Below are 18,432 nucleotides of genomic sequence, written 5' to 3' on the forward strand. Positions count from 1 at the left end.
AGCACAGCGACGGGAAGGAGGTTCAGGGCAGAGCGTCGAGGAGATTGATCAGTGTCCTGCTGGACGGGATCAGCCAGTGCGCGTTAGAAAGCCTCTGGCGCTGGGTAAAACGGAAAGCTAAGCCATGTCCCCAATTGACGGTTTGATCATCTATCTCATCCATCCCGCATTAAGCATCCTGGTGTGGATCGTGATTATCGGCATAGTCATGAGCTGGTTGATCAATTTTAATGTGATCAACACGCACAATCAGTTGGTGTCGACCATCTACCGCATCACCCACGCCGTGACAGAGCCACTCCTTCGGCCGATCCGCTCCGTCTTGCCCACCCTTGGCGGTTTGGACTTTTCCCCTATCGTCCTCGTGCTGCTCATTGGTTTCGTGCAAGGGTATGTGCTTGCCGAGCTCGTTCGGCTCTTCTGATAATTGTTCGTCCGAGATGCGACAGGACTGGATGTCTCTGTCCGCGTAAAACCGGCCGCCTCAAGTGACAGTGTTAACGGAGTGGTCGCTACTGCGGACGGGCAGCTGAATTTGGTCCTACGGGTGCGGGCGGTATCAGACAAGGGCAGGGCCAATAAGGCTGTGATTGCCCTTTTCGCCACATGGGCGGGTTGTCCAAAACGGGATATTCACATCATCCGGGGGGCAGCAGCCCGCATCAAGACGCTTCGAGTGACAGGTCCGGCCGATCGGCTGGATCGCACCCGGGCTAAATTGGAGACGTTGACGCATGAGCGCTGAACTGATCGACGGAAAAGCCATTGGCGAGGCTCTGGACCTTGAAGCTAAGGCCGACGGTGAAGAGCTGGCGAAAAAGCTCGGGCGTCCGCCCTGTCTGGCGGTTGTGCTGATTGGCGAAGATCCGGCCAGCCAGGTCTATGTGCGCAACAAGGTCCGCCGGACCGAGGCCGCCGGGCTGCGCTCGGTAGAAGTGCGCAGACCCGCTGATGTGACCCAGGCCGAAGTTGTCGAGATCGTGCGCGGATTGAATGCGGATCCGGAGGTGGATGGCATTCTAGTGCAGTTGCCCTTGCCTGATCATATGGACGCCAATGCCGTTATCGAGACCATCGATCCGAACAAGGATGTGGATGGACTAACCGAAGCCAGCGCGGGGCGCCTGGTTCTGGGCAAGCCCGGGCTACGCCCCTGTACGCCAGCTGGCTGCGTCTATCTCGCAGAGAAGGTGCTGGGAGATCTTTCCGGCAAGTCTGTTGTCGTCGTCGGGCGATCCATCCTGGTTGGCAAGCCTGCAGCACTTCTGTTCCTCGAAAAGAACGCCACGGTCACGATTGCGCATTCGCGGACCAAGGACCTGCCAGCGCTGTGTCGTACGGCAGATATCCTGGTGCCGGCGGTCGGTCGTCCGGAAATGGTGCGCGGTGACTGGGTCAAGCCGGGGGCCTGTGTTCTCGATGTCGGAATTAATCGCATCGATGCGCCGGAACGCGGTGAGGGCAAGACGCGCCTCGTAGGTGACGCGGCCTTTGACGAGATCGTCGGTCATGCGGGCTGGATCACGCCTGTGCCGGGCGGAATCGGTCCGATGACAATCGCTATGCTGCTCCAGAATACAGTGCGGGCAGCATCGCTCAGATTGGGCATCTGAGTGCACTACAATTACTGATTGCGTAGAGAGTAAATCGGGCGTAAACGGTTCGGTAACGCAACACTCATATGATATGAGATGGAAGGAAATGATCGTGCCCAATCAGTCGCTTAGAGTGTTGCATGTAGAAGACGACTTTGCTGATGCAATGCTTGTTCAACATGCTGTCTGTGAAGCGGGTGATTTCGACATCGCATTCGAGGTCGCGGGCACGCTGAAGGACGCCAAGCTCAAACTGGCTAAGGAGGAGTTTGATCTCGTCCTGCTCGATCTCCGCCTTCCTGATTCAGTCCATCCGATCGATACGCTGGAAACGGCCCGCGACTGTATTGGCGAGACACCTTTGCTGGTGCTGTCCGGCTCCATGTCCGTGGACAAGGCTCATCTGCCGGATGACGTCGCCAGCCTGGACAAGAATGAGAGTTTCCGCACGGAAAAAAAGGGTGAAGCCCCGGTGCATCTTGCGCATCTCATCCGCGAGGCGGCGGAAGCGTCGGATATCCAGACCATCTAGGCGTTATTCGCCTATACAAGGCAGACGGGCTCTGGCATGCAACCTGACGGAAGCATGCGGAGGAGCGCCATGAATACTGCCCATGAAGTCGACTACAAGATTTGCGGTGAGGACATCCAGTTCGTCGAAATCGAACTGGACCCGAACGAAAGTGTCATCGCTGAAGCAGGATCGATGATGTACAAGTCGCCGAGCATCTCCATGGATGCGATTTTCGGCGATGGTTCCAACAAACATCAAGGGTTCCTTGGCGCACTCGCTGGCGCGGGTAAACGAATCCTGACTGGCGAAAGCCTGTTCATGACGATCTTTACGCATGAGGGGCAGGGTAAATCTCACGTGGCCTTCGCGGCCCCCTATCCAGGCACGATCATCCCGGTACATTTGCCCGATGTTGGCGGTGAGCTGATCTGTCAGAAGGACAGTTTCCTCGCGGCGGCCAAGGGGGTGTCTGTCGGGATCGCGCTCCAAAAACGCATCATGACCGGCCTGTTTGGTGGAGAAGGCTTCATCATGCAGCGTCTTGAAGGGGATGGCTGGTGCTTCGTTCACGCAGGCGGAACTCTAGTTGAAAAGGAGCTGGCGGCCGGAGAGGAGATTCATGTCGATACTGGTTGCGTGGTGGCCTATACCAGCTCCGTCGATTTCGAGATCGAGCGGGCAGGCAATATCAAGTCGATGATCTTCGGCGGCGAGGGCGTGTTCTTTGCGCATCTCAAAGGGCCTGGCAAAGTCTGGCTCCAGTCCATGCCGTTCTCCCGTCTTGCCGGTCGTATTCTGGCGAATGTCCCGGTTGCGGGCTCTGGTCAGGGTGAAGGTTCTGTGCTCGGTCCTCTCGGCGATATCATGCGGGGCAGCTAGCCACCCTGCATTCTCATAGCTTATGCAGTTGACAATCACTCGCATTAGCACCACATACGGAGGGTCGAAACAAATCGGTCTTCCGTATGTATGTGTGTATCTGCAACGCTCTGAAAGACAGCCAGCTCAAGCAAGCGGCCCAGGACCCGGGTGTCAGCTCGGCGGCCTGTGTCTTCAAGCAGCTGGACGCGCGTCCGCAATGCGGTCGTTGTCTCCCGGATGTGAGAGATATGATTTCCTCGACCGAGATCCGCGCAAACGATTCTCAAGTTGCGCGTTGATTTGAAAGCGCTTATCAGGCGCAAACATTGTTCTTGGCTTTCCGCGAACTTCGCCTAGTTTTTTGTTTAAGACAGCAGGGAGAGAGTTCATGCAGGGCGATTCCAAGATCATCGAATACCTCAATGGTGCGCTCAAGCTCGAGCTCGCGGCCGTAAACCAGTACTTTCTGCATGCCCGTATGTTCAAGGACTGGGGCTTCGCCAAGATCGCCGAGGTCGAGTACGAAGAATCCATCGACGAGATGAAACACGCAGATCAGCTGATCGAGCGCATCCTGTTTCTCGAGGGCCTGCCGAACGTGCAGGATCTGGCCAAGATCTACATCGGCGAGAGCGTAAAGGAATGCCTGGAATGCGACCTCAAGATCGAGCAGCGCGCGCATCCCTACTACAAGGAAGCTATCGCTTATTGCGAGGAAGCCGGTGATTACGTCACGCGCAAGCTGTTCACGGACATCCTGGCCTCCGAGGAAGATCACATCGATTTCCTGGAAACCCAGCTAGGCCTGATCGAGAAGATTGGCGAGGAGCGCTACATGCAGTCCCAGATGAAGCCGGGCGAACACTGATCCAGTTGGTGGGCCTTTCCGCATAGCCTCATTCTCCGAATTGCCAATTCCTCCGCATTGGTCAATGCTCTGCCCGACTATCCGCCTTGACTGGCTCGGGTCGGATACCAGTTGGGGAGAATGATGCAGATTAAACTCGTTCAAAGCCGCGCGATCGGCCTAGGCATGCTTGCCGCAACCGCTCTGTCGGTCAGTGTGGGCCAACCCGCATTCGCCCAGCAGGCGCCGATTGTCCAACCGGGCGCTCCCGGTGAAAATTCACGAGCGCTCACCCGCGAGCAATCCTTGGAACTCGGTCAGAGCAGCTATATTGAGGCAGACGCGAGGTTCATGCAGCACATGATTGTGCACCATGGCCAGGCTGTGGATATGGGAGCGTTGGTCGAGGGGCGAAGCCGTAATGAAGGCGTTCGGCTGATGGCGGAACGCATCGCCCTGACCCAGGAATCCGAAATCGCGATGATGCGGACCTGGTTAACGCGGCGAGGCGAAAGCACCGAGATGCAAGGGCATCACGGTCACCACACGAATCACCAGATGGACCCGAATGTTCCGATAATGCCTGGCATGCTGTCGCCAGTGCAGATGGACGCGCTGGCTGCATCCAGCGGGGCCGAGTTCGACTATCTCTATCTCACCGGAATGATCCTGCACCACCAGGGTGCCATCGACATGGTCAACGAGCTGCTCAGCCAACCCGGAGCCGGTGAAGACCCGGAATTATCCGAATTCCTGTCAGCGGTTGTCGCTGACCAATCAACTGAAATCTTGCGCATGCAGAACATGCTGGCGCGACAGGGTTAGGGGGAGACAATGACCCAGATCAAGACCGGAATATCCATCCTCGCATTGGCGATGCTGGCCACGGCCTGCAGCCAGCCTGCAGCCAATGATGGCAGTGAAGTTGCCAGCAATCCGCCGCCGAGCCGCGAAGGCCTGGCACCGGGGCTCTATGACGCCGAGGAAGTCAGCTGGAATGTTGAGCTCGTCCATGCGGAGCGCACGCCGGAAGCCTTTGCTCCGGACAATGCGATGTGGGCGCCCGCTGTTGAAATGGCCCTGATGCAGGCGATGCAGAATGGCGAGGAAGTCGAGCGTCCGCCGAGCCCGATCTCGTTTGCGAATACCGACCTGGCCTTCTCCGGTGATCGTGTGATCATGGGCAACTGGCATGGTTTCAACGTTTTCGAGACGCAGGATGACAGCTCGGTTGAGCATGTCCTGTCTGTTGTCTGCCCGGGTGGCCAGGGCGATGTGAGTGTGCACGGAAACCTGGTCTTCCGTTCTGTCGAGGACAATCGTGGCCGCCTTGATTGTGGTTCCGGTGGTGTCGAGGGTGAAAGCAGTGCGGAGCGTTTCCGCGGCGTGCAGATCTTTGACATTTCCGACATGAACAATGTGCGCCAGGTCGCTGCCGTCCAGACGTGCCGCGGTTCGCATACGCATACTGTTGTGCCCGATCTCAATGATCCGAGCGTGATCTATATCTACAACTCCGGAACCTCGTCCGTGCGTCCGTCCAGCGAACTGGAAATGTGTTCGGGCGGTGAGCCGGAGCAGAATCCGGATACCGCGCTTTACTCCATCGACGTGATCCGTGTCCCGCTGGCAACGCCGGAAGACGCGGCCATCGTCAATCGTCCGCGCATCTTTGCCGATCACGAAACCGGCGAGATTGCCGGCCTGTGGCGGGGTGGCCAGCTGGAAGAGGAAGCCCAGGAGACCTCGGTCACCAACCAGTGTCACGACATCAATGTCTACCCGGAAATGGGCCTGGCGGCTGGTGCGTGTAGCGGCAACGGCATCCTGCTCGACATTTCCGATCCGGCCAATCCGGCGCGTATCAGCGAGATGTCCGATCCGAACATGGCCTATTGGCATGCGGCGATCTTCAACAACGACGCCAACAAGATCCTCTTCACCGACGAGTGGGGCGGCGGTCTCGGTGCACGTTGCCGTGCCGAGGACCCGGAAACCTGGGGCGCCAATATCATCGCCGACATCACCGAAAACGGTCTGGAAGGGCGGGCGATCTTCAAGATCCCGAACACCCAGTCCGCGGTCGAGAACTGTGTCGCCCACAATGGTTCCCTGGTTCCGGTCCCTGGACGCGATATCATCGTCCAGGGCTGGTATTCAGGCGGTATCTCGGTGATTGATTTCACCGACAGCAACAACCCGTTCGAGATCGCCTTCTTCGATCGAGGTCCGCTGGATTCTGAACAGCTCTTCCTGGGCGGCAACTGGGCAGCCTACTGGCACAATGGGCTGGTCTATGCGCCGGAGATCGTGCGCGGCCTGGACATCTTCCGTCTCCTGCCGAGTGAATACATCTCCGAGAACGAGCTGGCCGCGGCCAATCTCATCCGTTTCGACGAAGCCAATACGCAGACACAGATGCGTTTCGAATGGCCTGACGAACCGGTTGTGGCGCTTGCCTATGTCGACCAGCTGACCCGTTCCGGTGCCATGACTGATGCCATGGCCGATACCGTGCGCAGCGCCGTCAATGCCGGCTCTGCTGGCGATGATCTGTTGAGCTCGCTGTCGGCGGCTGCGGAAGGTGCCGAAGGCGCCGATGCAAGCCGTTTCCGCGCGCTGATGGAGTGGTTCGGCTAAGAGCGTTCCTCAGAGGTTAAAAGGCCGGGCAGCTCCTGCTGTCCGGCCTTTCTAATTTGTGAACTGCGCCTGGTTCCGAATGCGCTGCTAGTCGAAATCAGCGGCGCTGTGTCGTTCGTGCATTTGCGTGTCCTCATCGCCCCAGGACTTGTTGACCCGGATACCGCGCTTGACGGCCGGACGTGCCGCGATCTCGTCGGCCCATCGTTTGACGTTCTTGTATTCGTCGACCGAGAGGAATTCGGCAGCGCTGTAGAGCACGCCGCGCACCAGGGCGCCATACCAGGGCCAGATGGCCATGTCGGCGATGGAGTATTCGTCACCCGCGATGAATTTCCGGTTCGCCAGGGTGCGGTCGAGCACATCGAGCTGGCGTTTGACTTCCATGGCGTAGCGGTTGATCGGATACTCGAATTTTTCCGGTGCATAGGCATAGAAATGCCCGAATCCGCCGCCGAGAAAAGGCGCGGACCCCATCTGCCAGAACAGCCAGTTCATGACTTCCGTGCGCTCCGGGCCGGAGGCCGGCAGGAATTTGCCGAATTTCTCGGCCAGGTGCACCAGCATGGAGCCGGACTCGAAGATGTTCACCTCGGTCTCGCCCGAGCGGTCGACCAGGGCCGGGATCTTGGAGTTCGGGTTGACGCCGACAAAACCACTGGAGAACTGGTCGCCCTCGGTGATCCGGATCAGCCAGGCATCGTATTCCGCTTCGGTGATGCCCTGTTCGAGCAATTCCTCGAACAGGATGGTGACTTTCACGCCATTGGGCGTGGCCAGCGAGTAGAGCTGGAACGGATGCTCGCCGACCGGCAACGCTTTTTCGTGCGTGGAGCCGGCGATTGGGCGGTTGATATTGGCAAAATTGCCACCGCTCTCAGCGTCCCAGGTCCAGACTTTCGGCGGTGTATAGGTGGTATCGTTCACGACAGATCCCCATTGCTTTCGACGCCATACCTAGGAAGGCGCGAGCCCGGTTCAACTCTCTAGGCTGATTTGCCGAGGATCACGATGGTGTGTTGATGGACCAAAGTGACGGCATGGCTTACCACTCGGAGAACGCATCCGGGGAGGGGGCGAGCGAAATGAGCAAAAGCGTCGACTTTGATGATCTGGCCGGGGACTTGTTCAGCCTGAACATTCGTGGCCTTCGGTCGATCGCGGCACTGTGGGCACAACCTGCGCGTTACTTCGAAGCCGCCGAGCAGACAGACTGGCAGGACCAGTACACACCGTCAGTGCGTCTCTGGTTGTCGCTGATCGCCCTGTCATCCCTGTTGCAGGTGATTTCACTCAGCGCTGATTCCCCAATCGTTCTGGCGTATGCCGACGGGTTTCAGGATGCCGGGCTGGCCTTGCCTCCCGAACTGACCTTCCAGGCTCTCGGCGAGGAGGCCACCGTTTGGATCTTCACCGCCTTCCCGATCGTTCAATTGCTCACCTTCCTGTTGATCCTGCCCTTGTTCAATCTGTGGGGAGGCGAAACGACTTTTAGTCTGCGGGTGCGTTATGGTTTCGCGATGATGGTGCCGAGTGCCTCGCTGATGTTGATTATCATGCCCGGGGCAAAGCTTGTCGGCATGCCAGCCGAATGGGCGATTATCTTCGGTGCCATGGTCGGGTTGATCGCCTTCCTGGTCGACGCTTTAACCGTTCACCGTGGAGCCAGGGCCGGATCCGGTCCCACGAGTCGGCTGGTGCGCTCCGCCCTGATCGCGGCAGTCGTATTGCTGCTCAACGTCATCATGCACACGATCACGCAGGTCACGAGCATAATCCTGATCAGCATGAAATACGGCCTGGCCCCGACCTAAGACGGGTCCGGTTCGGGCGTATCGGGAGCAAGGCCGCTATCCGCCCAATACGCCTCGCCAACAGCCCTGAGCGCGCTTCATGTGAGCGCGAACCCAACACCGGCGACAGGTTCAAACTCGGGTTCGGGCGCAGCGGGAGCAAGGAAAGAAGAATGGTGCCGCTTGCGTGACTTGAACACGCGACCTACGCATTACGAATGCGTTGCTCTACCAGCTGAGCTAAAGCGGCCTACCACCCATGTCTCGCGCACGTTTCCGGTCGCGAGGCGGCGGAAACTAACCGTGAAAGCGTGATTTCGCAAGTCCTAGTTCAGCGTGAGAACCAGCGCTTGAAATCGCTGACGCGCTGGCGGCTCACAGTGTGTTCTCCGTCGAGGGTTTTCAGGCGGACCTGCCAGTGGCCGCCGCTGCGGTCGGCCTGGTCGATGGCGGCGATATTGGGCAGGAGAGCGCGGCTGATGCGGAAAAAATCCTGGGGGTTGAGCGCGTCTTCCAGCTCGTTGAGGGTGAAGTCGACAAAATAGCTCTCACCGGAATTGAGATGCGCAAGGACGCCCTTGTCGCGGGCCTGGAAACAGGCGATTTCCCTGATCGGAACGGGACGCAGGCGATTGCCGGTCGAGATCAGCAGGCGTGTCTTGTAGCTATCACCCAGCCCGGCCTTGCGGACGGCCTGTTTCTGTTCCTCTGCGGAGGGACCGCGCAGGCGGTCGAGCTTGTCGAAAGCTGCGGCGAGATCGGTCTCGTCGACGGGTTTGAGCAGATAGGCGATGCCGTTGGAACGGAAGGCTTCGAGCGCGTATTCGTCATGCGCCGTGCAGAAAATTGCCGGGCAGGGAATCTCGCGGATTTCAAACAGGTCGAAACAGGTGCCATCGGCAAGGCGGATGTCGAAAAACACGAGGTCAGGCGGAGGATTGTCGCGAAACCAGGCATCGGCCTCGGCGACGCCTTCGACCACGCCCAGTACGGTGTGATCCGGTCGCACGTTTTGCAGGCGTCTCATCAGGCGTTCGGCAGCGGGGTATTCGTCCTCGACGATGAGGATATTCATGCGGCGCGCTCCGGCAGCCAGGGCAGGGTCACGGTGAACACGTCATCCGTGTTGCTCACAACGACCGTGCCGGCACCGGCGAGCCCGAACCGGGAGCTGAGATTGCTCAGCCCGATCCCGCTTGATTCCACGCTCAATACAGGTCTCACCGGGTTAGTGATGGTGATACCGCTTTCATCGGCGCTGATACGGATGTCCAGCGGCGCATTGCGGGTCGCGACATTATGTTTGAGCGCGTTCTCGACCAGGGTGAGAAGGCTCATGGGAATGAGTTCGCGATCCATTACCTCGTCAGCAATCTCGACGCTCAGATTGAACGTGTCCGGTCGGCGCTGGGCCTAGACCTTGAGGAAGGCAGACGCCGCTTTCCAGTCCTCTTTCAGGCTGGCGCGCTCCCGGCCTTCGGTCTGCAGGACATAACGATAGATATCCGAAAGGGAGCGGACAAAGCGCTCCACCGCTTGCGGCCGTTCCACTGCGGTCTGGGCGAGGGCGCCCAGGCTGTTGAAGAGGAAGTGCGGGGCGAGACGGTTTTTCAGGGCGTCATAACGCGCTTCCGCGGCAGCGCGTCCGGCTTCTTCGCGGGCAAGCCGCTCGTCGGTATAGGCCGAGCGGAAACCGAAACTCTCCGAAATGCCCGAGATCGCGATCGGGATCAGGATGGCGGTAAAGGTCTGGTCGATGGCAAAGGACAGGTTGAAGCCGAAATTATAAACCACAAGGCCGAAGAAGGCGACGAAGGCGGCCGAGCCAAGCGCGCCGTACACGACCGAGCCGGCAAAGATCACGATCTGGCGAGTGGCGTCATGGGTTCCATACGGCCAGCGTTTCAGCCAGAAGGCGCGCCAGCTCTCCTGCATGGCGACGATCATGACGGCAAAATAGAAGCCCATCATCACCTCGCCCCATCCGGCCAGGGTCACGGTGATGAAGTCGAGGTCTTCCCGCGCCGCTTAACGCGCCTTGGCGTAGAGCGGTTCGCCCAGGCCAATCAGCATGACAACAAGAATGGAAACCCAGACCCGGTTGGGGATCCGGGACAGGTGACCGATCAGGGATGGGCGGGTGGCTGGCGCCATTTGGGTCTGAGCACGCATGATGCGATTAGACACCTGATCGACCGGCCTGTCAGCACCGTTCATCCCGGCAAATCAACCACTGATCCGGAAGGCTGTCAGAGCGCTGGCAGTCGCGCGCAGACCATGTCGACCATTTCACCGAAACTCAGCTCGCCCGTATTGCGGATGACCATGTCTGCATGGGGTTTTTGCGGTTCGACATGCAGGTCGTGCATGGGGCGGACATGTGTTTCGAACTGGAAGCGTGCGAACTCCTCGGTGCGCGAGCGTTCGGCTACATCACGGGTGATGCGGCGGTCCAGGCGAATGTCATCGCCTGCGGAGACATAGACCGAGAAATCGAACCGGCTGCGCAGCTGGTCGCTCGCCAGGATGTGCATGCCTTCGACGATCAGGATGCGGCCCGGTGCAAAGGTCTGGTTCTGCGGACGACGGCGATGGGTGGCAAAGTCGTATTGCGGGATATCGACAGACGCGCCCTGTTTCAGCGCGCCCAGATGTGCGGCCAGCAGGCCGTGATCCTTGGCCGCCGGTTCGTCGAAATTGAACGCGCGTTCGTCAAAGCCGGGAATGTCGCCAGCGTCGATATAATAATCATCCTCGGCGAGGATCTGGGCGTCGTGCTGGTTGAAATGTTCAGCCAGCGCGGTGGACAGGCGGGACTTACCGGAGGCCGACCCGCCGGTGATCGCAATCAACAGGCGGCTCATGCGGCTCGGCCCTCATCATCAGGACCTTCGCTCTCAGCCTCGCCCACACCCGGATCATCGGGCTGGCGCGGGGCGTCGTAGAACGCCGTCCCCGTGCCTGGTGTGACACCACCTGTGACCGGTTTCGGGCGCGGAGCTTCCAGCAGCGCGGTTTCCGGAACCGCGTCGGCCGCGCCTTCATAACGTTCGTGGCGCGGATGGATCAGGCGAGCTTCATCGCCATAGACATAGACCATGCGCTTCCAGTCGTCGGACGTGTAGGGGAAGGGGCGGCCTTCCTCGTCCATATCCGTCCAGTCGGCTTCCACCGAGGCATTGGCGGCACGGGTCATCCAGCGGCGGGCATCCTCGTCGCGGTCCTGCAGGCGGTAAAGCCGGGCGACCATGGCACAGACGCGGGCGCTGGGCGTGGTCTCTTCCAGCAGCGGCAGGAGAATGCGCTCGGCGACAGCGCTCTCGCCTTCATCCAGCGCGATCTGGGCCTTCAGCAGCTGGCTTTCGCGGTGTTCCGGCGCCAGCTCGACCAGAGCCTTCAGGCGTTCCAGGCGTTTGGTCGGCGTGTCGGACTTGCGCAAATCCTTGTAGGAGCGGGCCAGGACCGGGTGGGGGGCGGCCTGCCAGGCTGTTTCGAGAACGTCAGAGGCCTTCTTGTGTCGACGGCTCTGGGCGAGGAGCCGGGAGGCCAGCGTTGCGGCCGGTGCGAAACCGGGCGCTGCCTTCGTGGCCGCCTCGGCGAGGTCGCGCGCGCGGTCAGCTTGTTCCTCTTCCAGGCTCATGGCGGCAGCAGTCATGATGACGGCGCGCCGGCGCTGGATCTGGTCCAGCGGCAATTGCTTGCGGCGTTCGCCTTCATTCAGCGTGTCCAGCGCTGCCTCCCAGCGCCCCTGGGCAATCTGGCTGTCCAGCAGGGCCTCGAAGGCCCAGCGTGCGCCCTTGGCCTTGGCGAAGGCGTCCTTGGCATGTTCCTCGGTCGTCTGCTGGTCACCGCGTTCATGCGCCAGCTGGGCCAGGCCGCGATGGGCGACGACCTGGGTGCGCTTGTCTTCCAGCAGGGCTTCGTAGTGGGCTTCAGCGCCTTCCAGATTGCCGGCAGCCTCAGCGGCACGCGCGGCCAGGAGGCGCGACAGGGCCGGACGTTCGAGCAGTGCGTCAGCGCGCGCGGCCTGACGCACGGCGGCTTCGCCATCCCCGGCTGCGGAGGCGATGAGGGCTTTTTCAAGCGCGTCATAGCCCTGCTCGCGCCGACGACGGGAGAGGAAGGCTTTCATTTTGTCAGGCGATGTCCAGGCTAGATAGATGCCCCACCAGAGGACAAGGAACAGGAAGGCAAACAGGATCAGTCCGCCAGCGGCGACCACAAAGGGCAGCTCGGCACGCCAACCTAGGAATTCGAAAGTCGCAGTGCCCGGATTGAGCGCGAAAAACGCGCCGGCAGCGGCGGCGAGGATGGCGGCAGCGACAGCAAGTATCAGTCGTATCATGACGGATCAGTCCCCAGTTCCGCGGCGGTCTCGGCTAGGTTCTGGCGAACCGTTTCCAGACGGGCATCAGTTTCAAGACGGGCGCGTGCACCCAACAGCCATTCCCGGGCAGCTTCAAGAGCGTCACCTTCGAGTTGTTCGGTCAGCGTGACAGCATCGGCCAACTCGCGGTCATTGAGAGCGGCCTCGGCTAGTGATGTCACCGCCAGCGGATCGCGGTCCGCGCTGTCTGCATCAACACGCTGAACCTGGAGCAAGCCCCAAAGCCGCTGGCCGCTGCCAGCTGCGGCACGGATCTCTTGGCCTGGGTAGGTCGTGCGCAGGTCATCGAGTGTCGGTGCGCCGGCACGAGAGTAACTTGCCAGCGCGGCCAAATCGGTATTGCCGCGCCAAAGGCGGGCAATGGCCGCGCGCTCGGCCTCGAACGCCCCCCCGGTGGCTGCGGCATCCCGGAGGGCTGTTAGGGCGATCGCGCGTGCGGCGAGAATGCGTTCGGCCTCTGTGTCGACCTCCGGCTCCCGTTCCGCGGCGGCCAGGGCGCCGTCGGCGGTGGTCTGGGCGGCGGCGACTGCTGAGCGTGCGTCCGCCAGCTCGGTTTCCAGGGCAGCGATACGGTTGTTGAGGGCCTGGATCTGTGCCGTGTGATCAGTTGCTGGCTGTGCGGCCGGCGCGTTTTCCAGCGCTGTGATGCGGTTGGCCAGGTTTTGCAGAAGTGACGGATCGATCGCCGCCTGGCTGGCGAGATTCGCCTGGTCCAGCGCGGTTTGTGTTGATTGACCCAGCTCTGCCTGTCCGGCTTCCAGGGCCTCGATGCGGGCGATCAGGCCGGACGGGTCGAAGGCAGCGACTTCGCCATCTCCGGTCGGGACCGGACGGGCTTCCAGTGAGGTCAGGCGGCTTTCGATGCCGGAGAGATCGGCCGTGTTTCCATCGCCCGTTGCTTGCGGGCGGGCTTCCAGCTCGCTGATGCGGTTTTCCAGCGAAGCGACTGCCGACTGCGCAGCGGTGCGCGCGTCAGCGGCCGGGTCTTCTGCTTCCATCGCGGCCAGGCGAGTTTCCAGTCCGGTCATGGACTGGGTCATCGTGGCGCGCTCGCTGGCCCCGGGATCGGTGCTGTCGCCCTGGCCCGGGAAGAACTGCACCGCGGCAAAGCCCAGCGCACCACCGGTCAGACTGGCGAGGGCAAAGGTGATGAGGCTGGCGCCCATGCGGGATGCGGCCTGGATATCAGGCGGCAATTCCTCGGAGCTGTCAGCGGGCTCGAACTCTGCGTCGAGCGGTTCCGGATCGATACTGGAGTCGGACATGACGGGCCGTGATTCGGGTTGAGACCCGAATACCCTAGGACGCGTTGCTCAGGGATGCCAGATCCATGGGTTGTCGCAGGGTCTCTAACAAATCCTCTTCTGTGGGACTGGAAGCCGGGATGAGGTCGGCGAAACCGGCGTTTTCCAGCGGTTTCAGCGCATTTCGGGACATGCCATAGACGCTGACCGTGCCCAGCCAGTGGTGCAGGCCGAAGCGGCGGGCCAGGTCGAGGAAGGCCTTGGCGCCACGACCGGAATGTACCAGCACCTGGACAGGAGAGCCGGAGACGATGGCGGCGATCGCCTCTTCGCTCAGCGCATCGACGGGTACAGTGCCATAGCCAATGGACTCGCGAGCGGTGAAACCGGCCTCGCGCAGGTCACCGGCCAGATTGCCAGCGGCATGAATGCCGCGCATATGCAGGATGGAGCCCTTTTTCGGCTTGAGCTTGCGCTTGAGGAGCGCGCCCAGTTTCTTCACATCGCCATTGGCCGAATAGACCTTGGTAAAGCCGATATCCCGGGCGACACGGGCGGTGCTGTTGCCCACGCAAAAAAACCGGTATGTCGCGCTCGGGGCGGCGTGGCCCCCAGGCGCGAACGCCATTGGCGCTGGTGAAAGCCAGGGCCTGCACGTCGCTCAGGTCGACATCAATCGTGGCGCGGAAATTCACGTCCAGCACAGGACAGATGATCGGATCGATGCCCATGGCTCGCAGTCCGGTCGCAGTCTGTTCCGCGCCCGGCCAGCCTCGGGTGACGATCACCGTCATGTGGTGAGGAACACCCTGGAAAGGTGCTCGCCTGCTGCTGATTTTACGATCGATCCCAGTTCCCGACCAAGCTGATCGGCGTCTGACAAAGACAATCCCGACATGTCCACGGATCTCGACTCACGCCACTTCATCTGACCGTCAGGAGTCAAAACTTCCGCGGTGAAGTCCATTGATACCTTATTAACGTGGGCGGCAATCGGTGTGCGACAGGAGCCGTCCAGCTCTGCCAGGAAGCCGCGCTCGGCCGTGATGGCGAGTGCTGTGGGTGCGTGGTGCAGCGGTTCCAGCAAGGCGCGGGCGTTATCGTCACCGCTGCGGATGGTGACGCCGACAGCGCCCTGGGCTGCCGCCGGCAGCATTGTGGAAGGATCAATCGGAGAGGCGTTTTCCAACTGGTGGCCCAACCGATTGAGACCGGCCTTGGCCAGGAAGGTCGCGTGGGCCTCGCCTGCGGCCAGTTTGGAAAGGCGTGTACCGACATTGCCGCGCAGGGGGATGACCTTGATGTCCGGGCGCAGGTTCAGCAATTGCGACTGGCGTCGCAGGCTGGCGGTGCCGAAGACACATCCTTCCGGCAGATCTTCCAGCCGGGTCTCGCCGCCCGAAGAAATCAGCACATCGCGTGGATCCTCGCGTTCCAGGATCGCTCCCAGTTCCAGACCCGCAGGCAGGGTCGTGGGCACGTCCTTCATCGAGTGAACGGCAAAGGCAGCGCGGCCCTCCAGCTGGGCTTCGTCGATTTCCTTGGTGAACAGTCCCTTGCCGCCGGCTTCAAGCAGGGTGCGATCTTGGATCTTGTCGCCAGTGGAAACGAGGCCGAGGATCGGGAAGGCCGCCTCCTTGTCGACCTCTGCGATCCCATGGGCTGCTGCCAGCAAGGCCTGGACTTCCAGGGCCTGAGCGAGGGCGAGCGGGGATTTGCGGGTTGCGATCGGCAGGGGGGAGGACAGTGCAGACACGTTGCAGCTTTCCGGTCAGGAGGTTATCGAACAGATTATGGACTTATCCCCCACTTCACCCGAAGCGCAAGCGCGCGCGCTCACCGTTCTCGGAATGGAATCCAGCTGTGACGAGACTGCAGCGGCTATCCTGCGTCGATCCGCCTCGGGCGAGACGGAGGTTCTGGCCGATCTCGTGCTCGGTCAGATGGAGGCGCATGCGCCCTATGGCGGCGTGGTTCCGGAGATTGCCGCGCGGGCCCATGCCGAGGCGATGGACGGTCTGGTTGCTGCCGCGCTGAAGGAAGCCGGTCTGACCCTGGACGAGATTGACGGCATTGCCGCGACAGCGGGGCCGGGACTGATCGGTGGTGTGATGGCGGCCTTGATGACAGCCAAGGGGTTGGCACTGGGATCCGGCAAGCCGTTAATCGCGGTCAATCATCTTGAAGGCCACGCGCTTTCGCCGCGTCTCTCGGAAGATGTGACGTTTCCCTACCTGCTCTTGCTGGTCTCTGGCGGACACACACAATTGCTGATCGCCGAGGGGATCGGGAAGTACAGCCGTCTCGGGTCCACGCTGGACGATGCGGCGGGTGAAGCCTTCGACAAGACAGCCAAGGTGATGGGGCTGGGTTTTCCCGGCGGACCCGCTCTGGAGCGTAGTGCCGTCACCGGTGATGCAACGCGTTTCGCGCTGCCCACGCCGCTAAAGGGCAAGCCGGGCTGTGACTTCTCCTTTGCCGGTTTGAAAACCGCCGCACGACAGATCTGGGACGGACTCGAAGCGCCGTCCGAGCAGGACAAGGCTGACCTTGCGGCCTGTGTGCAGCAGGCCATCGCAAGATCCCTGGCCAGCCGGTCCGCACGCGCCATGGCCATGTTCCGCGAGCGTTTTCAGGACGAGCAGGCTCCCGCTTTTATCGTTGCCGGCGGCGTGGCGGCCAACAAGACGGTGCGGTCAACGCTGGACCAGGCGGCTGCGGATCACGGCTTTGAACTCAAGGCGCCGCCGATGCGCTGGTGCACGGACAATGCAGCCATGATTGCCCTGGCCGGGCTGGAGCATCTCGCTGTCGGAGATGTGGATGAGCTGAACGCGCCCGCACGCGCACGCTGGCCATTGGACGAAAGCTCGGCCAAGCTGGCACCCGTGATCGGATCCGGACGAAAAGGACCCAAGGCATGAGCAATTATCAGTCTATCGGTGTGATCGGCGCCGGCGCCTGGGGCACGGCCCTGGCCCAGACCGCTGCTTCGGCCGGACGATCAGTGACCCTCTGGTCTTTCGAACAGGACGTTGCCGACGCGATCAACAACAAACACGAGAACACGATCTACCTGCCGGATGTGGCGCTGGAAAAATCCATCATGGCCACGACGGCGATGTCGGAGCTGGACGCCTGCGACGCCATCCTGGCCGTTGCCCCCGCACAGCATTTGCGCCGCGTTCTGGAGAGCTTCCTGCCCTATGCCCAGCCCGGCGTCCCGATCGCGCTCTGCGCCAAGGGTATCGAGCAATCCAGCCTGTCGATGATGACCGATGTGCTCTCCGAGACCATTCCGGGCGCAGTGCCGGCCGTACTGTCCGGTCCGAGTTTCGCCATCGACACGGCCAAGGGCCTGCCGACCGCGGTGACCCTGGCCTGCGCGGACGAGGCGATCGGTGCCGACCTGGTCGAGGCGCTGGGAACGACCCGTTTCCGTCCCTATCTGGCCAATGACCTTGTCGGCGCGGAGATTGGTGGCGCGGTCAAGAATGTGCTGGCGATTGCTTGCGGTATTTCCGAGGGACGTGGCCTGGGCAAGTCGGCTCACGCGGCCCTCATCTCTCGCGGGTTCGCCGAGATGACACGTCTCGCCCTGGCGCTCGGAGCGCAGCGCGAGACCCTGTCCGGCCTGTGTGGTCTGGGCGATCTGGTGCTGACCTGTTCCTCGCCGCAATCACGCAACATGTCTTGCGGATTGGCGCTGGGGCGCGGCATGCATCTCGATGATATTCTCTCATCGCGCAAGGCTGTTACCGAAGGTGTGGCCAGTGCACCGGCCGTTGTGGCACTGGCAAAACGTCACGGTATCGAAATGCCGATCTGTGAAGCTGTCGACACCATTCTCAAGGGCGATGTCAGCGTCGAGGAGGCTATCGAGGCCCTGCTGGCCCGTCCCTTCACCCTGGAGACCGCCTGATGTTGTTCATTGTTCACACCCGTGACCGTGAAAATGCGCTGGATCTGCGCATGGCCAATCGTGAAGCCCATTTGCAATGGCTGCGTGATGCGGGTGAGAGCGTGAAAGCCGCAGGCCCCTGGCTGGATGGGTCGGACAAGCCTGCTGGGTCTTTGCTGATCGTGGAAATGGCGGATCGCGCCGAGCTGGATACCTGGCTGGCCAATGACCCCTATGCGCTTGCAGGCGTGTTCGAGAGCGTTGAGGCGGCACCCTTCCGCTGGGTGATCAATCCGCCGGAAGGCGTACCGCTGTGAGTTCGGCGCCGGCGCCGGGAACGGTTCTCGGACGTCTTGACGAGCTGGAAGACGGCAAGGGCCAGGTCATGCATGGCGGACCGGGCGGCACATTCGTTGTGCGCTCCGGGGAAGAAGCTTTCGCCTGGCGAAATCTCTGCCCGCATGCGGGCCTTCCGCTGGGCATGCCGAACGGGCGGGTTCTTGTTCACCAGGGACAGAATATCGTCTGCCCCGTGCATGGCGCTAGTTTCGATGTGAAGTCCGGAGCCTGCACAGGTGGTCCGGCCGCCGGCGATGAATTGACTGCTGTGCCCGTTGATGTCGTCAATGGCGAGATAGTCGTACGCTAGC

The 18,432-nt window shown here is 61.2% G+C and carries 24 protein-coding genes, 1 tRNA gene and 1 pseudogene; 14 read left to right on the forward strand and 12 right to left on the reverse strand.

All coding sequences use genetic code 11. The features are described 5' to 3' along the window. Positions 1-142 precede the first annotated feature (142 nt). From SIC17_RS09220 to SIC17_RS09260, 9 genes are all read left to right on the forward strand, one after another. Positions 143-424: a YggT family protein gene (locus SIC17_RS09220; RefSeq protein ID WP_412545167.1), complete on the forward strand. Its 282-nt coding sequence runs from the start codon at positions 143-145 to the stop codon at positions 422-424. Positions 425-505: 81 nt separating this feature from the next. Continuing rightward, positions 506-745: a DUF167 family protein gene (locus tag SIC17_RS09225; protein ID WP_412546916.1), complete on the forward strand. Its 240-nt coding sequence runs from the start codon at positions 506-508 to the stop codon at positions 743-745. Next, complete coding sequence (gene folD, locus SIC17_RS09230) at positions 735-1,613, forward strand: bifunctional methylenetetrahydrofolate dehydrogenase/methenyltetrahydrofolate cyclohydrolase FolD (RefSeq protein ID WP_412545168.1); 879 nt, start codon at positions 735-737, stop codon at positions 1,611-1,613. Before SIC17_RS09225 ends, folD begins: the two co-directional genes overlap by 11 nt. Before the next feature lie 148 nt (positions 1,614-1,761). After that, positions 1,762-2,127: a response regulator gene (locus SIC17_RS09235; protein WP_412545169.1), complete on the forward strand. Its 366-nt coding sequence runs from the start codon at positions 1,762-1,764 to the stop codon at positions 2,125-2,127. Positions 2,128-2,196: 69 nt separating this feature from the next. Then, positions 2,197-2,988 carry a TIGR00266 family protein gene (locus SIC17_RS09240; RefSeq protein WP_291891171.1) on the forward strand — a complete coding sequence of 264 codons (792 nt, stop codon included), beginning with the start codon at positions 2,197-2,199 and terminating at the stop codon, positions 2,986-2,988. Positions 2,989-3,074: 86 nt separating this feature from the next. Then, positions 3,075-3,269 (forward strand): bacterioferritin-associated ferredoxin, encoded by a 195-nt coding sequence (locus tag SIC17_RS09245; protein ID WP_366940027.1) that lies wholly within the window; start codon positions 3,075-3,077, stop codon positions 3,267-3,269. Between the two features lie 89 nt (positions 3,270-3,358). Further along, positions 3,359-3,838, forward strand: coding sequence for a bacterioferritin (gene bfr, locus SIC17_RS09250; RefSeq protein ID WP_291891173.1), 480 nt, complete (start codon positions 3,359-3,361; stop codon positions 3,836-3,838). A 123-nt stretch (positions 3,839-3,961) separates the two neighbouring features. Continuing rightward, a complete protein-coding gene (locus SIC17_RS09255) occupies positions 3,962-4,642 on the forward strand; it encodes a DUF305 domain-containing protein (RefSeq protein ID WP_412545170.1) in 681 nt (226 codons plus the stop codon). A gap of 9 nt (positions 4,643-4,651) precedes the next feature. Continuing rightward, the gene (locus tag SIC17_RS09260) at positions 4,652-6,457 is read left to right on the forward strand and encodes an LVIVD repeat-containing protein (protein ID WP_412545171.1); all 1,806 of its coding nucleotides are present in this window, start codon (positions 4,652-4,654) and stop codon (positions 6,455-6,457) included. Positions 6,458-6,544: 87 nt separating this feature from the next. On the opposite strand, the gene yghU is transcribed toward SIC17_RS09260, so the two are convergent. Continuing rightward, positions 6,545-7,384: a glutathione-dependent disulfide-bond oxidoreductase gene (yghU, locus tag SIC17_RS09265; protein WP_412545172.1), complete on the reverse strand. Its 840-nt coding sequence runs from the start codon at positions 7,382-7,384 to the stop codon at positions 6,545-6,547. Between the two features lie 158 nt (positions 7,385-7,542). Between yghU and SIC17_RS09270 the strand changes: the two genes are divergently transcribed. After that, complete coding sequence (locus SIC17_RS09270) at positions 7,543-8,271, forward strand: hypothetical protein (RefSeq protein WP_412545173.1); 729 nt, start codon at positions 7,543-7,545, stop codon at positions 8,269-8,271. A gap of 153 nt (positions 8,272-8,424) precedes the next feature. On the opposite strand, the gene SIC17_RS09275 is transcribed toward SIC17_RS09270, so the two are convergent. From SIC17_RS09275 to hemC, 11 genes and pseudogenes are all read right to left on the reverse strand, one after another. Continuing rightward, a tRNA-Thr gene (locus SIC17_RS09275) sits at positions 8,425-8,500 on the reverse strand. 81 nt (positions 8,501-8,581) lie between these two features. Next, complete coding sequence (locus SIC17_RS09280; RefSeq protein ID WP_412545174.1) at positions 8,582-9,325, reverse strand: LytR/AlgR family response regulator transcription factor; 744 nt, start codon at positions 9,323-9,325, stop codon at positions 8,582-8,584. Further along, the gene (locus SIC17_RS09285) at positions 9,322-9,588 is read right to left on the reverse strand and encodes a hypothetical protein (protein WP_412545175.1); all 267 of its coding nucleotides are present in this window, start codon (positions 9,586-9,588) and stop codon (positions 9,322-9,324) included. Before SIC17_RS09285 ends, SIC17_RS09280 begins: the two co-directional genes overlap by 4 nt. Before the next feature lie 75 nt (positions 9,589-9,663). Beyond that, on the reverse strand, positions 9,664-10,248 hold the full coding sequence (locus tag SIC17_RS09290) for a histidine kinase (RefSeq protein WP_412545176.1): 585 nt from the start codon (positions 10,246-10,248) through the stop codon (positions 9,664-9,666). Between the two features lie 30 nt (positions 10,249-10,278). After that, positions 10,279-10,422 (reverse strand): hypothetical protein, encoded by a 144-nt coding sequence (locus tag SIC17_RS09295; protein WP_412545177.1) that lies wholly within the window; start codon positions 10,420-10,422, stop codon positions 10,279-10,281. 77 nt (positions 10,423-10,499) lie between these two features. Then, positions 10,500-11,114, reverse strand: coding sequence for a uridine kinase (gene udk, locus SIC17_RS09300; protein WP_291891190.1), 615 nt, complete (start codon positions 11,112-11,114; stop codon positions 10,500-10,502). Further along, the gene (locus tag SIC17_RS09305) at positions 11,111-12,595 is read right to left on the reverse strand and encodes a heme biosynthesis protein HemY (protein WP_412545178.1); all 1,485 of its coding nucleotides are present in this window, start codon (positions 12,593-12,595) and stop codon (positions 11,111-11,113) included. Before SIC17_RS09305 ends, udk begins: the two co-directional genes overlap by 4 nt. Continuing rightward, positions 12,592-13,902: a COG4223 family protein gene (locus tag SIC17_RS09310; protein WP_412545179.1), complete on the reverse strand. Its 1,311-nt coding sequence runs from the start codon at positions 13,900-13,902 to the stop codon at positions 12,592-12,594. Before SIC17_RS09310 ends, SIC17_RS09305 begins: the two co-directional genes overlap by 4 nt. A 34-nt stretch (positions 13,903-13,936) precedes the next feature. Next, positions 13,937-14,452 carry a uroporphyrinogen-III synthase gene (locus SIC17_RS09315; RefSeq protein WP_412545180.1) on the reverse strand — a complete coding sequence of 172 codons (516 nt, stop codon included), beginning with the start codon at positions 14,450-14,452 and terminating at the stop codon, positions 13,937-13,939. A gap of 52 nt (positions 14,453-14,504) precedes the next feature. After that, positions 14,505-14,675 (reverse strand): annotated as a pseudogene (locus SIC17_RS09320) (uroporphyrinogen-III synthase); the annotation flags it as partial. Further along, positions 14,672-15,637 (reverse strand): hydroxymethylbilane synthase, encoded by a 966-nt coding sequence (hemC, locus tag SIC17_RS09325; RefSeq protein WP_412545181.1) that lies wholly within the window; start codon positions 15,635-15,637, stop codon positions 14,672-14,674. The pseudogene SIC17_RS09320 and the gene hemC, both read right to left, overlap by 4 nt. 37 nt (positions 15,638-15,674) lie before the next feature. Between hemC and tsaD the strand changes: the two genes are divergently transcribed. The 4 genes from tsaD to SIC17_RS09345 are packed head-to-tail and all read left to right on the forward strand — an operon-like array spanning position 15,675 to position 18,431. Beyond that, on the forward strand, positions 15,675-16,805 hold the full coding sequence (tsaD, locus tag SIC17_RS09330; RefSeq protein WP_412545182.1) for a tRNA (adenosine(37)-N6)-threonylcarbamoyltransferase complex transferase subunit TsaD: 1,131 nt from the start codon (positions 15,675-15,677) through the stop codon (positions 16,803-16,805). Further along, on the forward strand, positions 16,802-17,803 hold the full coding sequence (locus tag SIC17_RS09335) for an NAD(P)H-dependent glycerol-3-phosphate dehydrogenase (protein WP_412545183.1): 1,002 nt from the start codon (positions 16,802-16,804) through the stop codon (positions 17,801-17,803). Before tsaD ends, SIC17_RS09335 begins: the two co-directional genes overlap by 4 nt. Beyond that, entirely contained in the window at positions 17,803-18,099 is a 297-nt protein-coding gene (locus SIC17_RS09340; RefSeq protein ID WP_291891205.1) for a YciI family protein, read from the forward strand. Before SIC17_RS09335 ends, SIC17_RS09340 begins: the two co-directional genes overlap by 1 nt. After that, the gene (locus tag SIC17_RS09345; protein ID WP_291891207.1) at positions 18,096-18,431 is read left to right on the forward strand and encodes a Rieske (2Fe-2S) protein; all 336 of its coding nucleotides are present in this window, start codon (positions 18,096-18,098) and stop codon (positions 18,429-18,431) included. Before SIC17_RS09340 ends, SIC17_RS09345 begins: the two co-directional genes overlap by 4 nt. Position 18,432 lies beyond the last annotated feature (1 nt).

The organism is Maricaulis sp. MIT060901, assembly GCF_047123815.1.
In the GTDB taxonomy this organism is placed as follows: domain Bacteria; phylum Pseudomonadota; class Alphaproteobacteria; order Caulobacterales; family Maricaulaceae; genus Maricaulis.

Coding starts and splice junctions, on each gene's coding strand:
- folD (WP_412545168.1), top strand. CDS start 735: ATGAGCGCTGAACTGATCGACGGAAAAGCCATTGGCGAGGCTCTGGAC.
- SIC17_RS09235 (WP_412545169.1), top strand. CDS start 1,762: ATGCTTGTTCAACATGCTGTCTGTGAAGCGGGTGATTTCGACATCGCA.
- SIC17_RS09240 (WP_291891171.1), top strand. CDS start 2,197: ATGAATACTGCCCATGAAGTCGACTACAAGATTTGCGGTGAGGACATC.
- SIC17_RS09245 (WP_366940027.1), top strand. CDS start 3,075: ATGTATGTGTGTATCTGCAACGCTCTGAAAGACAGCCAGCTCAAGCAA.
- bfr (WP_291891173.1), top strand. CDS start 3,359: ATGCAGGGCGATTCCAAGATCATCGAATACCTCAATGGTGCGCTCAAG.
- SIC17_RS09255 (WP_412545170.1), top strand. CDS start 3,962: ATGCAGATTAAACTCGTTCAAAGCCGCGCGATCGGCCTAGGCATGCTT.
- SIC17_RS09260 (WP_412545171.1), top strand. CDS start 4,652: ATGACCCAGATCAAGACCGGAATATCCATCCTCGCATTGGCGATGCTG.
- SIC17_RS09270 (WP_412545173.1), top strand. CDS start 7,543: ATGAGCAAAAGCGTCGACTTTGATGATCTGGCCGGGGACTTGTTCAGC.
- SIC17_RS09280 (WP_412545174.1), bottom strand. CDS start 9,325: ATGAATATCCTCATCGTCGAGGACGAATACCCCGCTGCCGAACGCCTG.
- SIC17_RS09285 (WP_412545175.1), bottom strand. CDS start 9,588: ATGAGCCTTCTCACCCTGGTCGAGAACGCGCTCAAACATAATGTCGCG.
- SIC17_RS09295 (WP_412545177.1), bottom strand. CDS start 10,422: ATGCGTGCTCAGACCCAAATGGCGCCAGCCACCCGCCCATCCCTGATC.
- udk (WP_291891190.1), bottom strand. CDS start 11,114: ATGAGCCGCCTGTTGATTGCGATCACCGGCGGGTCGGCCTCCGGTAAG.
- SIC17_RS09305 (WP_412545178.1), bottom strand. CDS start 12,595: ATGATACGACTGATACTTGCTGTCGCTGCCGCCATCCTCGCCGCCGCT.
- SIC17_RS09310 (WP_412545179.1), bottom strand. CDS start 13,902: ATGTCCGACTCCAGTATCGATCCGGAACCGCTCGACGCAGAGTTCGAG.
- tsaD (WP_412545182.1), top strand. CDS start 15,675: ATGGACTTATCCCCCACTTCACCCGAAGCGCAAGCGCGCGCGCTCACC.
- SIC17_RS09335 (WP_412545183.1), top strand. CDS start 16,802: ATGAGCAATTATCAGTCTATCGGTGTGATCGGCGCCGGCGCCTGGGGC.
- SIC17_RS09340 (WP_291891205.1), top strand. CDS start 17,803: ATGTTGTTCATTGTTCACACCCGTGACCGTGAAAATGCGCTGGATCTG.